We start from the raw sequence: 15,751 nt of genomic DNA on the forward strand, positions 1-15,751 counted from the left end.
AAGTGCTAAGCAAGTCTACATGGTTTTCTATTCACAGCTGGGTGGGCGTTAAGCTTTCCATCCTGCTGTGCTTCATAGTAGCTACCGGCACGCTTGCTGTGGTGTCCCACGAAATTGATTGGTTAGCTAACTCAGCAAAACGGGTATCCCCGTCAAGTGTAAGTGATATGAATTGGCAGGCGGTTTATGCACAAGCTCTTACTAAAACCGCGCAATTAACCCCCCCTGTACGAAAAATAGAGTCTATCCACGCGCCTCTTCATCCTTGGTTCAGTGCAGAAGTTATCTATCGCGATAAGGATAACCAACGGCACCGTTTGTTTTTTCATCCCACAACAGGTGAGCATTTAGGCGATGGACGCTGGTTAAACTGGCAGCGATTTTTGCGAGTAATTCACCGACATCTAATGTTGCCACTAACGCTTGGCATCACCATTGTTAGTGCCTTTTCTATCGCTATATTGGCGGTACTGATTTCTAGCTTGTATATTTATCGGCGCTGGTGGAAGGGCTTCTTTCGCACGCCCCGTTGGCGGCACAGGCAAACCCGTTGGGGCGACTTACATCGGTTAGTTGGTGTTTGGAGCTTATGGTTCTTGATTGTGATAGGACTTACAGGCAGCTGGTATTTAGCAGAACGTTGGGGCGCAGCTGCTCCCAGTCGTGACAAAGGCTACGCAATGACCGAAGCCGCGATGGACGCACCAATAATGCCAACTCAAGCCGCGTTTATCACTATGTTGCATATTGCACGAGCGCAGTTTCAAGCGCTTACCATTCAAGAAGTGCGACTTCCCAACAAGGCCGCTGGGGTAGTGGTGTTCCAAGGCCAAGCCAGTGCAATACTGGTAAGAAGCCGAGCGAATACCATTCAATTCGACCCTGTTTCTGCTGAAGCCGTTTTCAAGCAAGATGGAAATGATTTGTCGTTACATACCCGTATTTCAGAAGCAGCAGATCCGCTGCATTTTGGTGTGTGGGGTGAAGTGCAAGGGAGTACGGGGAAGTTAGCGAGTAAGATTTTGTATTTTTTATTTGGTATTTTTCTTACGGCCCTTTGTATAACTGGCACGTACATGTACGGGTTGCGAGTAGGGCGAAAGGTTGACAGTATTTCTTCTAAAAATACACCGTTTGGGGCCTGGCGAGTCGCCTTAAAAAAGATGGGGTGGGTAGCGTGGCTTTTTGCTACCGGAATTGCTGCTTGTTTAGGATATGGAGCCTATTCTTATTTACCTTTTGGAAGTTAATAAGGGCTTTCTTTCTCTGCAATCTATCAAAACAGATACTATTTTTCCTTAAATTCGATTAACTGAATGTTAATGTTTATCATTTGCGTTTGTGCTAGCATCGCGTTTTTGAAAGCTTTTGTCAGTATTTTGTATAGGAAAACCTTCATGCAGCGCAGTCGTACGTCAGTAAATGTTCGTTTAGGCCTTAAGTTAGGTAAAAGTTTGGGTCTAGGCTTGGGCCTGAGCGTTGGGGGCATTGCATTATCGAATGCGGCCTACGCAGAGGAAACAATGACAAGCGAAAGCGAAGTAGAAGTTATCAATGTAAAAGGTACCTATTTTAACGACTATAAAGTAGGTGATGCATCTGGCGCCATGCGTGCGAATGTTTCATTACTTGAAACGTCTCAAGCGGTAACGGTCATTCCTGAAACTATTATCGATGAGCAACTTGCTACCACGTTAGGTGAAGTACTCAATAACGATGCAAGTTTGTCACCGGGTTCTAAACAACGAAACCGTGAAGTATTTAGCTCACGAGGCTTTGAATTAAGCTCATCTACTGGTTATTTGCGCGATGGGCACCAGCATTGGTCTCACTATCAACAGCCTATCGAAACGCTTTCAAGAGTAGAGGTCATTAAAGGCCCATCTAGTATCTTATATGGTCAGTCTGCACCAGGTGGGCTTATTAATATGGTAACCAAGCAACCTACCGCGTCTCGCTTATTGGAAGTCAGTGCAGACACAGACCAATATGGTTCTACGCGATTTATGCTAGATGCTGGTGGTCAAATTGCTGAAGATACCGGCTATCGCGCGGTATTGGTAAAGCAGGATGTTAATTTTGATCGCGAATATCAAAATGGTGAAACGCGAGAGCGTGATCGTTTCCTTGGTTCATTAGTGCTTGAGCATAAAATTAATGACAGCTTAATAGTGAATGCTTATTACGATCGCACTAACGATAAAGCGGGTTTAGATACCGGCGCATGGTTAGATGAAGATGCTAATGTAATTAGCAATAGAAATACTATTAACGATTTTTCTTGGGCGTTCACAGATATTCATGTTGAAAACAAAGGGGTTAAGTTAACTTATTTCATGAACCCTGAGTGGCAAGTTAAGGTGGGTTACAATGAACAATCATTTGAAAGACAACGATTTGAATCATCCCCTCGACTTCCTTCTGATTATGAAATTGGTAACAGCTATACCTCTAACCCTTACGATCGTTCAGACGATTGGCAGTTTAAAACCGCATTTATAGATATTAATGGTGAAGTATCGTTTGGTGGTATCGAGCACAATATTCTGATTGGTGCGAACGCACTAGATTATTACTACGGTCAGCTTATCGAAAGAGGGGATTCAATCACTTACACCGTAGGGCAACCCGAACCGGCCAAACCTGATTTAAATTTCAATAATGATGACACGTTGAGTACCACTGAATACGATTATTACGGTGTGTATTTTCAAGATTTAATGACGTTTAACGAACAATGGCAAGTTGCCATTGGTGGGCGCTTCGATAAGCAAAGCCGTGAAGGTGCTGACAACGAATCTTTATTACCAAAAGTTGGCGTGTTGTATCACCCAGCTGAAAACAGCACGGTATATGTGAACTACTCAGAAGGGTTTGAGCCTCAATCAAGTGAAACCATTGAAGACGAACTTGATCAAAACTTTGGTATGGAATTAGATGCGACTACGTCTAAGCAAGTAGAGTTAGGGGCAAAGTGGGAAGTATCAGACCGACTACTCGTAAGTGGTGCTCTTTTCAACATTGAAAAGACTGGTACCTTGATTTCTGAGCAGCTGTTAAATGACCCCTTGTATACCACTGTAACTACGCAATCTGGTAAGCAAACTCACCAAGGTTTAGAGCTTGCAGCACAAGGTGCGGTTAGTGATAAGTGGTTTGTGATGACATCAATGATGTACTTAGATGCTGAGTATGAAAAAGACGAGAACTTTGAAGGCAATACGCCAGTTGATGCGCCTAAATGGTCTGCGTCGTTATGGAGCCGCTACGAAGTTACGGAAAAATTAGCATTGAATGCGGGTATCTTTTATCAGGGTGAACGCTATGCAGACAACGCAAATACTGTGTTAAAAGATGCGTATAGTCGTGTTGATATAGGTGCTACATACCGAACTGATATTATGGGTAAACAAGTTGATGTAAGGCTAAATGTAGAGAACGTATTTGATACTGATTACCTTGTTGGTGGCGGCATTAACAACGTCACTATTGGTGATGGGGCTACTGCACGTATAGAGCTTAAAATGTCGCTGTAATAGCGGTTATATAGTCTTTTGTGATTTGATTAAATCAGGGGGATGGGAAACTGTTAAAAAGAAATTTTACAATCTAAACTTTGAAGATGGTAAGTTAAAATTAAGTGTTTTGACTACCTTGTCGTTGGATTTGATATTAACGTTAGCAAATCATTTAGATTAGCTATTGTTTATAATAGTAACTTTAGAGCTAAATTTACCATTTCTTAAGTGGGGGAGGGAAAGCCTTATGGACTATTCAAATTTGATAGCTGGTAAAGTTTAGAGATGTCTTTATTAAAATTTAGAAGCATCGCCGTAATGGCGATTGCTTTTATTACAGTATTCCCCTATATATTTTTAAATTTTTCTATACTCCATGGCAGATCTGACCCTCAACTGGGTATATATATAATAAAAGTCATATTAGTGGCTATTGTGTTGTTTACGGGGATTTTCATTTTTTTAAATGAGATTTCTATAGATGGAATTAGAGAAAATTTTAGGCAATTAATGTTCAGGTTTTTAAAGCTAACGTTATTTTTGTCTCTTACTTTATTATTTTCGTTTACCTCTTTTAATCAATACTCAGCATTCGAAGATGCTGCTAATCCTTTAACTAGTTCAGAGCGACTTCTTGAATTAGAAGGGTTCGAGACTGATATGGGATATGAAATAGATAATCTACTAGCTAAAAACCCATCATCCCCGAGTGAGCTGTTACAATCACTATCGGAAAAGGAAGAGCAATTGGGTACCTTGGTGGCGTTAGTAAGTAATAAAAATGTTTCTATCAATACGTTAAATAGAATAGCTTCGAAAATTTCTTCTCAAGGAGGGGGAAGTAGAGAAATATTAATTACTTCACTGAAAAAAAATCCCCGTATAGTAAGTGGGGAATATAGTTTTAAAGAACTATCATCAGGAAAATTGGTGATTTTTTCAGGTAAAGAAGCACATACACTTACACTAAACCGATAAGATTATTCGCAGATTATCCATTTAACCATTTGAGCAACTCTTACCCTTAAATATCATTGCCTCAGCTCCTAATCCACATTACTGAGTGACAGCACCAGTTCATTAGGCGCATCTACACATAAATAAACTTCAGTAGGGCGTTCACAAATGGTACCCATTAACGTGAACCAATAAACCGGTGTTGAAAAAGTTAGCTTAATATTCGCGGTGCCACGACCCACTTTCAATTGCTCTTTATCGCACTCCCACTCGCCAGCTTCACAGGTTTGAATATGAGTTAAGGGAATAAAAAGCAGGCTGAAAAAACTGGCATTTACGATAAGGTGATTGTTGTGGCAATAAACAGAAAAATGCCTGCTAATTCGATGACTTGCCGTAACACTAATGATGCCGTAGAAAATGACTGACGCGACAATAATGGCGGCAATTTCACTCCATAAAATTAATAAAGAATAAGACCCCCACGTAACAGCAATTAAACCTATCAGTACTAGTGCGAAATGCCACCGTTTGGCGCTTAGCAGCGATAGGTTAGCTAAAGCGGGCGTGTGAGCCTTTGTGAATTTAGGAATGGCGTAATACCAACTTGCGGGTTCGCTAGCCATAATTAGCGTAACTTCTCGTTTCTTATCGTCTTCGTTTATGTTGTTGATTAACGCATTAATGCGAGGATCACCTTTAATTTTTCGAGATTTCCATAGCATAGACACGACGTGAAAAATCACCACGAATTCGATAATAAGCAGTATGGCAATAACCGGATAGCGCACCCAGCTTAAAAATTCAAAGTAGCTAGCAAGAGAAACCGGCATGGAATAGCGAGCGACAACACTGGCGAGACTAAAGGGAATGATGATCTTCCATTTTTTCTGCTCACCGACCTTTATAACGCAGTACCAAAACAGAGCTGGTAGAACAATGAAGTAGGCAAACAGGAAGCCAGCAGAAAGTATCTGGTCGAATGAAGAATTAATAGTCTTTGGTAGTAGTATGAAGCCTAAAGTGTAGGTGGCTATAGCAAACAGTAAATAAAGTACTCTAAAGCGAACGGCCTTGCGCATGAAACATCCTTGTTGAGTTTATAACTTTATGTTTTTATTGTTTAATCACTACCTTAGAAGGTAAGTTATATTGCGCAATAAGGCAATTTTTAGTGGGGTTGGCGTTTAAGGCTATCGCCTATGTGGAACTTCAGCCTACCGGTGCCAACTATGCTGGTACCGGCTATGCCATGCATTATTTCGACATATCCCAAGAAGACACGCAAGACCAAATAAGTGTCATTACCTTCACTCGCCTATCAACACGCTCTTCTAGTTTGGTAGCAAGCAACTGTTTGTTTGAGTTTGGTATACGGCGATAAATAAAGCACACGTATCGGATTCTATTTTTTTCAAACACTACTATCAATTTGAACTAATTGTCGGCTTGGCGACAGTGTGAAGTATTCTTTCTCGCTAATCTCACATGCTCATAAGAAAAAGTTTATAGGTAGTAGAATGAAAACGCTTGAGCAGCATCTAAGTGAGTACGCAAAATATCATAGAGATCAACGTAATATTTTCACCCATTACATTGGTATTCCCCTTATTGTTTTTGCGTTTTTAAGCTTGTTAAGCCGCCCGGCTTTTGAAGTCACTGCGCCTATCGTAGGAGCATTATTACTAAGCCCTGCGTTATTCGTGTGGGTCATCGGTAATGTGTTTTATTTAAAGTTAGATGTAAAGTTAGGTCTTACCATGGTGGTATTAACCGGGGCATTGCTTTACCTCGCACAACCTTTGGCGCAAAGCGCAACATGGGTATGGCTATCTGCCTCAATTGGTATATTCGTAGGCGGTTGGATTTTACAATTTATTGGCCATCATTTTGAAGGTAAAAAACCAGCCTTTGTAGACGATATTATGGGCTTGGCTATTGGACCGTTGTTTGTGGTTGCAGAACTTGGCTTCGAGCTTGGTTTACGAGGAGAGCTTCAAGCTAAGATTGAAGAAAACTCAGGTGTAGTACATTAGTTACCGGTTTGGTATGTAAAACTAGAATGGCACCTCAAGGGTGCCATATACTATTCACTACTTTAACCTAAATGGATTTTTAGGTGTATTCTAAGCACTTCTCTACGCATCAGTTACGATGAATGCCTAAGTTTTGATACCTAAGTTGCAAGGCGAGACTAACCACGCATTTTAGATAGGGTTTCTTTGCGAAGTTGTAGCTTAGATTCAGCAAACGCTTTGGCAGGCAACATTTTGAGTTTTTCAGCATAGCCCATAGCGGTAGCGAGTACTTGCTCTTGCGGAACTGCAGCATCTAAATAGCCCACTTTTACCGCATCCTTCCCTTGGTATACCCGTGAAAAGAGTAACGCTTCTGTTAATGAAGTAGGGGCTAAACGTGATTTAGCCAACTCCATCCCAAACGCAGGTAATACCATGCCAATAGCGGTCTCAGTTAAGCCATATTTGGTGTCGCCGTCTTTGCCAATACGTAGGTCAGCGGCCATCAAGAATATTGCGCCTAATGCGATACTATGGCCTTCAGCAGCAACAATAAGGGGTTTGGGATAGCCGTACAGCCTTACAATTAAATCTGCGCCTGCCTGAACCAGTTTTATCTGTTCGGTCTTATCTTCGGCTTTCATCACTGAAAGGTCGAAGCCGCCGCAAAACTTATCGGCACCGCCATACATCACCACGGCATCAGCGTTTTGCTCAGCTTCATCTAACGCGGCATTCAATGCGTCAATAAGAGAAAAGCCTACTGCGTTTACTTTTCCGTCATCAAAGGTAATCAGAGCTACCTTGTTTTCAATTTTTAATTCGAAAGCCATTATTGCCTCTTTGTTCTAAATACTATTTTGTGGAGTTTGTTTACAGTGGCGCTAAGAAGCAAGTTTTTTTACGTAATGCGAGGGAGTAGTCATTGCTTATAAACGCAAAAACAGCAGTATTCTGCCGCCCGCCATATCGGCGATAAGCTTAGCCTAAATACTCTTGAAAGCTTACTAACCAGGCATTTATGAGGGGGAACTCTATGCCCCAAGCCGTAAGGGATGAATGTAAGTGATTGTTAGTAATAATAAATGATTATACTGCAGGTGGGTTTAGCCTTTTTGAATTATTAATTAAGGTAAAGTGCATTTAAGCGTTGACTAATCGCCATATTATTTCTATGTTGGTTATTAAAGTGATTAGCCGATGCGCTAGGCAGCAGTATGGAAGATGTTCATTTGAGGGATACAAGCGGCGAATTTACCGAAGTGCTAAACGCTTGGGTAATCAATAACGATTTAAAAAGTGCTAATCAGCTTCGTAGTATTGTTTACTATCATTTAAAGGGCATGGTGAAAAAACAGATCAGCAAAAAAGCGGAGTCTGACAATGCGCTAAGCCTGCTCGACAAGCTCCCCAATACCACCTCACTACTTCACGATGTCATTATCAAACTAACCGCGCCTGATGAAATCTTTGAAAACAGACAGCAGTTTTACGCTTCCTTAGCCGTCTTTGTTCGCTGGATGTTGCAAGATGAAATTAAAAAGCGTTCTGCGAAAAAGCGTAATAGCGATTTAGAGGACGCGGTACAGATAACCGATGCTTCTATCGACTCGGGTTTATACCTTAGTTTCGACAATGCGTTATCCTCACTCGAAAATGTTTCTAAGCGTTGTTATCAAATTGCGCTTCTTCACTATTATCTCGGGCAAAATGTAGGGGAAATAACCTCTCAACTCAATTTAAGCGAGTCTACGGTTTACAACGAATTGTCGGCGGCAAAAGCTTACCTTAGGGTTCAGTGCGAAGCCGCCTAGTTCATCCCTCCATATTGTTGTTCAGATAAATCAAAAGAGCTATTCATGAAGTTTGAAAATGCCTTACTCTTTTTTCAGCACCTTATTGGGTTGGACGAAGCTAAAATGCGAGAAAATTTGTCGCAGTTATGTTCAAAAGAAGATCCGCTATTTGGTGAAACCCTGGCATTAATCAATGCCCATTATGCGAATAAAAAACAAAGTGGTTTCACTCAGTTAGTGGGGGCTCAAGCCGATTTGCTGTGCGACGATAATCACTCGAAATCCCTAGAAGGTAAACAAGTGGGGCCTTATCTGCTGAAGCAAAAGCTTGGCGAAGGCGGAATGGGCGCGGTGTATTTAGGTCAGCGAAATGATGGGTTGATAGAACAAAAAGTCGCGGTTAAGTTTGTTTTCGCATCAATTGCAGATTTAGCGGGTGATAACTTTATACAAAAAGAAGCGCAGCATTTAGCCAATTTAAACCACCCTAACATCGCTAAAATTTATACCGTCGATGTCACTGAAGAAGACGTACCTTATTTGGTGATGGAATACATTGATGGTGCTCCATTGTCTGAAGCAACGTTATCAAATAGACAGAATTTATCGCACACTACTCACGCCTACCTTTCAGTATTAATGAAACTTTGTAGTGCGCTGTTTGAAGCACATCAGTGCGGTATTATTCACGCTGACATTAAGCCGTCGAATATTATTGTAGATGAACACAACCAACCAAAGTTACTCGATTTTGGTATTTCACACTCGTTAAGCCATCCAGATAATCAACAACTAACCGCCGTCAGCAACGATTATGCTAGTCCACAACAACAAAGTGGCAACCAGGCAAAAGTTACCGATGACATATATGCGCTGGGTAAAGTAATGGCGTTTATGTTTCAACATCATATGCTCAATGCTGAATTTGAGGCAGTAATTGAAAAAGCCACATCTGCCGACCCAAGGGATCGCTTTCAAAGTGCTGAGCAATTTAACGATGCACTTGAATGTTTATTCGCTAATAGGCCACTTAAGTGGTTCAAAAGTAGCAAGTCTTATTATTACAAAAAATGGTTTCAACGTTCGCCCACTACTGCAATATCGGCCGTCATTATCCCTTGTGTGCTAGCGATAGGGGCTGCTGCGCTATTCATGCAAAATAAGTCGCTAATTCAAGAATCGAGGAAAACACAGCAGACGCTTTCCTTTTACGACGAGTTATTTTTAGCGCACTCACCACAATCAGAAGGCGGCGGTGCATTGAGTGCCGCTGACTTTATTAATCATGGTGTTGATATCGCATTTTCGACCTCATTGAGTGATAGTGAAACCCGTGCATCAATTGTTGCCACCTTATCTCAAACGCTATTGAACTTAGGATATATAGAGAAAGCAAAGTACGTTATTGAGCGATTGGATACGGATGGTGCCAGCGGTGCATTGATGCAGGCAAAAATAGCCTATTACCGTGGTGATTTAAGCAGCGCCACCCACTGGCTTACGAAACATAATAACGATTTACCAAGTACGTTTGAAAGCGAATTCCTTAACGCTAAGGTCGACTACGCTGGCACACAAAGGCCGCAAGTGTTAGATGCTTTAGCGCGTCTTCTCAATAAATTCGACAAACAAATGTTGCCGGAAGACAAGTTTAGATTGCAAAAATTTCAGTGGGAAGTTTTGCTTAAGCATGCGCCTGCCAAGTTACTTGATAGGGTTGAGCAGCCCTTACCAGCAGATATGCCGGCTCACCAAAAAGCATGGTTTGAAGGTATGAAATCATTAGTGCTAGCCAAAGCCGGTGATAGGAATGGCGCCGCATCACGAATGAAATCATCGTTGGCGTTGGGTGAGCAAGCCTATAATGCAACCAATCCAGAGCTCGCGCAATTATATGGATATTTATTAGAAACCGCATCGCTAATAGACGACCCTCTTTTGGTAGAGTTTCTATTGAGTAAGCAGCAAAGTATTTACCTTGCACTTGCTCCCTTATTTGAGGAGCAATTAATAAAAGTTTATGAGCAGCAACACAACTATTATGCCTACGGCAAAATGTATGCTCAAAGTGTGTCTTTTATTGAATCTGCGGTTGCGTTGTGCGCGCAAGGCCCCCGTTGTTCTCGGTTAAAGGTGAAACAAGCGATAGCCCTGTATCTTGTTAATGATTTCACAAGCGCGCTATCGGTTATCAAGCCAGCAGAAATAAAAACATTGAAAAATAATGATGGCGTATCCGACGAGAATTCAACAGCCTCTCTTTCATTTTTCTCGTCGTTAGTGGCAGTGAATAGTGGGATTGGTTTGGGCCTATCTGTGAAGCAAGCCGATATTCATGCACTGGCGGCAAAAGATACCCTGGGCGAGTATACCGCTTATATTATTCATACTGCTCTACGCGCCGGCTTTACTGATTTAGCGATTAAATATGGGCTCACTCATACTCAGAACGATGATATTGAAAGACATTTAGCGTTGGCCTCCGCGTATGCGGTTAAAGGCGAGGCCCTAAAAGCGGAAGAAATGTTAGCAACGTCTACTTCGCTTCCCATACGCAAAGAGTATGGCGAAACGCTTGCCAGTATATTGTCTCCAGAGGTGTTAATAACACCTGATTTTAAGACGCTTCATATGATGATGTTAGAGGGGCAAAATCGCGTGGTGAGTAATCGAAGAGTTACTGGGGTAACCGCGCCAACCCACGGGGATAACCTTAAAATGGGTACACCTTTTACCTTCAAGTGGAATAAAGATGCCCTTAAAGGCGAAAGCATTTCTTTGTATATCAATCATAAGTTAAATTTTGAAGCCAAAGCATTTGATTCATTTGAAAATATACAAGGGTTGCGCTGGCAGATGTTTGCTAAGCAGGTGCCTAATACGGGTGAAGTAGAAATCGATCCCTTCTTTCTTATGGCAAATGGTGGTCAGGGCTTTAAGGTAATGATGGTGTCAGATGAAGGCTACTGGTCACTAAGCGACGGTTCATTTGGTGTACAAAATGGCACGGCGATAGACAACGGCATTACCCATACTATCAATCCCCGTTTATTAGTTGATGCTGTGAGTAAACCTGAAGCTTCTGAGGTTTATAATGTGGGTGAGCGCAATACCATAGAGTGGGACAATGCGGCGTTAAAAGGCGATGCCGTGGCGATATATGTACTTCACGACAATCCTATAAATATTGGTAGCGGGCGTAACGCGCAGATGACTACTGTGCTGAAACGACGTTGGTATTTAGTGGCGAGTAGGGCACCGAACATAGGTAATTACGGGCTCGATCCAGCGCAATTTAATGGTCAAGGGAATGCCTACAAAATACTTATTATAAGTGATTCAGGTTATTGGGCTGTGTCTGATGAACGGTTTACGGTGGTTAATCCTCATTAAGATCATCGATAAACACCTAAGAGTAAGCTTGCTTTTAAGCCTTGCGAAGGCGCAGCGACAACTGGTTAACGGTATGTCGCAAAGGCCTTTGCATTATCGTTTTGGGTAAAAATTACGGGGCTCACACCTTCATATTTTTTGAACAAGGTAGAGAAGGTTTTGTGTTCATAGAAACCGAGCTTATCGGCTATGGTGGAAGGCCTTTCACCCACTAAGAGCAACTTCCTAGCTTCTGCAATACGCAACGTATCTATGCAAACCTTAGGCGATTTACCGTAGTGTTTCTGGCATAAACGCCTAAGGGTCGACACGTCCATATTCAGGGCGTTGGCCATATCACTTACCCGTATATCACATATGTCGTGGCTTACCGCTCTTCTATCTATTTCACAGTTAAGCTGCTGTTCAAATTTCACCATGAACCGTATTTTTCGTTCTGACTCATTGGCCCCACTCGCCTTCATTGCCCTTCACCTTGTCGAAATTGGCTGTGGCGGTATTGTGTTTCTTTCCCACTTATCGAGGTAGAAAGAAAATGCGCAGGCATTTTCCAAAAAAATTAAAATTTTTCTCGCTTTAACTATTCACATTATGTTTTGGGTTCTGCGCGGCTTCGCTTTATGAATTTTGAGCTGTTTAGCGGTCAAGTTGCGCGATTTAAGGAAGGAAAGGAGCGGGGGATTAGGTTTATGCTTTTTTAGTTTAATGTTTAACCAATAAAAGTATAAGGAAGTGTTTTATGTTTATCAGAGCAAATTATAAGAAAAGCATTATTGCTGCATCACTGGTATTAGCCTTGTCGGGTTGTAATGACGATGACAAAGAAGATGTTGTTGTTAACGAAGAAGAGGCGGTCAATGAAGAAGTGGTTAATAGTCTTCCCGTCGCCCAAGCTGGCGAGGATGCCACCGTTGACGAAAATACCCAGGTTACACTTGTCGGCAGTGGTGTAGATGAAGACGGCAGTATTGCATCCTACAGCTGGGTGCAAACCGAAGGCGTAGAGGTCACATTAACGAATGCAGACCAAGCTTCGGCTGAATTTACCGCTCCAGATGTTAAACCTTCCGAAACACTCACGTTCGAACTTAACGTTACTGATGATGCTGGGGCAACTGCCACAGATAGTGTGTCTGTTACAGTCACTCATATCAACGCATCGCCGACAATTACAATATCAGCCCAGGAAGTGGAAGAAAAAGAGGCGCATTCTATTGCTGCGGTAGTTGAAGACGACGGTGAAATTGCCAACTATTTGTGGGGGCAAACGGGCGGTACAGAAGTTGAGCTAAGTGGCACAACAACCGCAACGCTCTCTTTTACTGCGCCTTCTGTAGATAGCGATGAAACGTTATCGTTTGCCCTTACCGTAGAAGATGATGAAGGTGAGACGACTACCGAAACGGTTAGCGTTAATGTACTTCAGAAAAGTGAATCGTTAACCTTAGTAGGGCTAGTGACTGATTCGCCTATTATTGATGCAAACCTTGTGATTAATGTAGGCAATGAGCAACAAGAAGTGACGGCCGGTAGCGATGGAAGTTATTCCGTTACATTGAGTGTGGATGATGATGTAACGGATAAAATGGTGTCTATTATAGCGAGTGGCGTAGGGTCGCAAACGCAAGCGAAACTTATGTCAGTGCTAGGTTCGTTTGAAGCGCTCAATGAAGCCTCTAACGGTGACGGCGAGGTAACCAAAGATGATTTTTTCGGCGTGAATGTGACCAACGTTACCACTGCAAACGCCGGTTTAATGCAGCGAGAAAACCTGGGCGATCCCATCGTTGATGACGCAACGTTAGCGGCATTGAATCTTCGGGTTTCACAGCAAGAGAAGTTCGCGTTGGCAACCGCGATAAAAGTGGCGATAGACAAAGCGGGCGACGATGCTAGTTTAGCGTTGCCTGACGGTATAGCTGACACGTTAGCACTGGTCCAAAACCCAGAAGCTTCCGCTGCCTATATCGAGACTGTTGAAAATACCGAAGCGTATGAGTCAGCCTACGAAGAAATTATTGCAGACCCAGAGTTGGTAGAGAGTGATTTAGACGCATCGGTTACTACCTATTTCCTGCTTGATTACTATAACCCACTCATTTCAGATCCAGGTAAAAAGCTCACCTTAACCAGTGACACGACAGCAACTTACAGTACTTATTTAGGCACGTTTGAAGCTGAGAAATTTAGTGATGATAATGAAATAACATTGGAGTTTGAATATGGAGAGTATCATTTTAATCAAAATGAATATCTAAACGTTGATGGGATTACTCAGCAGGTTGAAGTTGAATATGCTTACCATGAAATGACATTTTTGCCGCTAAATGAGCAAGATGGGGTAGTGACATTTGAAATGAAGCTGCTTTACTCAAAGTATTACCTCAATGGTGAATTGGAAGATATTCACAATATTCTTGACGCTCCTACGCAAGTTACTGCGATTGCGTTAAATAATGCTATTGAAATTGCCATTGATAGTGCCGATAACAAAGCGCTATCACTGCCTATCACCTCTTCGCTATTTGATACTGATGACAGTAATTTATTTACCTACAATTGGGCCTCAGACACGTTCAAATTCAACCAAGACGGAACGGGTAGTACACGTGTTGTAGATAATGATTTTACATGGATGAAGCAACCTTACGCGTTGAACCCTGACATTAACGAACTCGTCATTACATTTGATGATGGAACCACACTGTCTTATGTACAGCTATCCGACTCAAGCGACAATAACCTTTATGCAGTTAGCGGGATCTCCTCAGATGGGCAGAATGAGTCATTTAAGGTCGACGCAGGCGGTGCGGTAACCGCTGAAGATAAGTTCGACGTGGCGTCAGTGCCAGGTATATACACTTACGCCTTTGATGGCGATAGTCTCAATGAATTTTGGTGGGAGCTTTGGCCAAACGGAAAGGCGTATACTATTGAAGTTGCTGATAATAACGGCGACGGTAACATTACCACGGAAGAAATTTTGGTAATGTTTGGGAATTGGTCAGTGGAAGCGAATGGAGAATTACAAATAAATCGCTACCGTTCAACTGATTATAGTTGGCCCGGTTGTTTTAATGAATCAGCCGATTGCTATTTATATAACAGTCGTACATGGTCGATATTTGCTCAAGTTGGCGATGCTTACCATATCACTAATCTGCACGAGTTCGACTTCAATCAGCAAGATGGAAGAGGCGGCTTCGATGGCATAGTCGACTACTTTGTTCAGGATAATCGCCGCGTGTCGAAACAGGCGAATCGTCCTGTAACCGCAACGCTGCCTGAGCACCCACATTTACCCGCGCTGCCGCCTCAAGCGTTTGTCAATTTAGTGACGCCCTCAGATTACTTAGGTACAACGTTATATGGTGTCGAACAAAACGGCTTGTACACAGTAGACGATGCATCAATAGCATTGAGCTTAGAAGCAGATGATACTTATGTTCGTACCTTCGAAGGATTGCCGCAGGGCAGTGAAAGTGGGAGCTATCTAGTTGCCGCAGACAACAGTATTCTATTACAAGCAAGTGATGTTGCAGCGCCCAACGGGCTTCAAGCATTTCTGCTGTCCTCTGATGGCATCACGATAGGCGCTCATTTAGGCGCGCCAGTTCCGTTTTTCGAAACCCAGCAAGCGGCTGATGATTATGAGACTGTATTAAGAGAAGGCACATCTGTTGCTTCGTTTGATTCGTTGAAAGATAAGAGCTTAATATTGGTAGACACGTCGCAAAGCGGTGAATGGAACGCCACTTATCTACAATTTGACGGCAGTAATGTGGTTATCTACACCGATAGCACTTACTCAGAAGTAAACAATAGTTTCGGTTATGCATTAAACGATGATGGGAGCATAGATATTGACGGTAGATTGTATCTTTCTTTGAGTACTACTGAATTCTCGGTCTTCGTTTCTGACGAAGGAGAGGGCGATTATATCGACTTTAATTACCTCTTTGATGATACGACCGTAGCAGCTCAGTTCGTTGAAAATGCCAACAATTTGCGAGCGACCGCAGAACAGTTGGGTGACAATTGATTGCTTAATCAAAGCAGATAATTGAAA

At 42.3% G+C, this 15,751-nt stretch carries 11 protein-coding genes; 8 read left to right on the plus strand and 3 right to left on the minus strand.

Going from position 1 to position 15,751, the window contains the following annotated elements:
• The first annotated feature begins 2 nt into the window (after nt 1-2).
• The 3 genes from JKP82_RS03845 to JKP82_RS03855 all read left to right on the plus strand — a co-directional run bounded on the left by JKP82_RS03845 (nt 3) and on the right by JKP82_RS03855 (nt 4,496).
• Entirely contained in the window at nt 3-1,250 is a 1,248-nt protein-coding gene (locus JKP82_RS03845) for a PepSY-associated TM helix domain-containing protein (protein ID WP_159532344.1), read from the plus strand.
• 216 nt (nt 1,251-1,466) lie between these two features.
• Nucleotides 1,467-3,536 (plus strand): TonB-dependent receptor, encoded by a 2,070-nt coding sequence (locus JKP82_RS03850; RefSeq protein ID WP_373996584.1) that lies wholly within the window; start codon nt 1,467-1,469, stop codon nt 3,534-3,536.
• A gap of 267 nt (nt 3,537-3,803) precedes the next feature.
• The gene (locus tag JKP82_RS03855; protein WP_159532340.1) at nt 3,804-4,496 is read left to right on the plus strand and encodes a hypothetical protein; all 693 of its coding nucleotides are present in this window, start codon (nt 3,804-3,806) and stop codon (nt 4,494-4,496) included.
• Nucleotides 4,497-4,564: 68 nt separating this feature from the next.
• On the opposite strand, the gene JKP82_RS03860 is transcribed toward JKP82_RS03855, so the two are convergent.
• The gene (locus JKP82_RS03860) at nt 4,565-5,557 is read right to left on the minus strand and encodes a hypothetical protein (RefSeq protein WP_218395946.1); all 993 of its coding nucleotides are present in this window, start codon (nt 5,555-5,557) and stop codon (nt 4,565-4,567) included.
• 92 nt (nt 5,558-5,649) lie between these two features.
• On the opposite strand from JKP82_RS03860, the gene JKP82_RS03865 reads away from it, so the two are divergent.
• Together JKP82_RS03865 and JKP82_RS03870 are read left to right on the plus strand one after the other, a co-directional pair.
• Complete coding sequence (locus JKP82_RS03865; protein WP_218395948.1) at nt 5,650-5,859, plus strand: hypothetical protein; 210 nt, start codon at nt 5,650-5,652, stop codon at nt 5,857-5,859.
• Nucleotides 5,860-5,995: 136 nt separating this feature from the next.
• Nucleotides 5,996-6,511 carry an Mpo1 family 2-hydroxy fatty acid dioxygenase gene (locus JKP82_RS03870; protein ID WP_218395950.1) on the plus strand — a complete coding sequence of 172 codons (516 nt, stop codon included), beginning with the start codon at nt 5,996-5,998 and terminating at the stop codon, nt 6,509-6,511.
• Nucleotides 6,512-6,669: 158 nt separating this feature from the next.
• Here the strand turns inward: JKP82_RS03870 and JKP82_RS03875 are convergent, their stop codons facing one another.
• Nucleotides 6,670-7,326, minus strand: a complete 657-nt coding sequence (locus JKP82_RS03875; protein ID WP_159532333.1) for a crotonase/enoyl-CoA hydratase family protein — start codon at nt 7,324-7,326, stop codon at nt 6,670-6,672.
• A gap of 384 nt (nt 7,327-7,710) precedes the next feature.
• Between JKP82_RS03875 and JKP82_RS03880 the strand changes: the two genes are divergently transcribed.
• Nucleotides 7,711-8,307 (plus strand): ECF-type sigma factor, encoded by a 597-nt coding sequence (locus JKP82_RS03880; RefSeq protein WP_218395952.1) that lies wholly within the window; start codon nt 7,711-7,713, stop codon nt 8,305-8,307.
• A 45-nt stretch (nt 8,308-8,352) separates the two neighbouring features.
• Nucleotides 8,353-11,682, plus strand: coding sequence for a serine/threonine-protein kinase (locus JKP82_RS03885; RefSeq protein WP_218395954.1), 3,330 nt, complete (start codon nt 8,353-8,355; stop codon nt 11,680-11,682).
• Between the two features lie 65 nt (nt 11,683-11,747).
• On the opposite strand, the gene JKP82_RS03890 is transcribed toward JKP82_RS03885, so the two are convergent.
• Nucleotides 11,748-12,146 carry a helix-turn-helix transcriptional regulator gene (locus JKP82_RS03890; protein ID WP_218395956.1) on the minus strand — a complete coding sequence of 133 codons (399 nt, stop codon included), beginning with the start codon at nt 12,144-12,146 and terminating at the stop codon, nt 11,748-11,750.
• Nucleotides 12,147-12,421: 275 nt separating this feature from the next.
• Here JKP82_RS03890 and JKP82_RS03895 point away from each other — a divergent pair, with 275 nt between their 5' ends.
• A complete protein-coding gene (locus tag JKP82_RS03895; protein WP_218395958.1) occupies nt 12,422-15,724 on the plus strand; it encodes a PKD domain-containing protein in 3,303 nt (1,100 codons plus the stop codon).
• Nucleotides 15,725-15,751: the final 27 nt, after the last annotated feature.

It is taken from the genome of Alteromonas lipotrueae, assembly GCF_019249215.1.
Classification (GTDB): Bacteria; Pseudomonadota; Gammaproteobacteria; order Enterobacterales; family Alteromonadaceae; genus Alteromonas; species Alteromonas lipotrueae.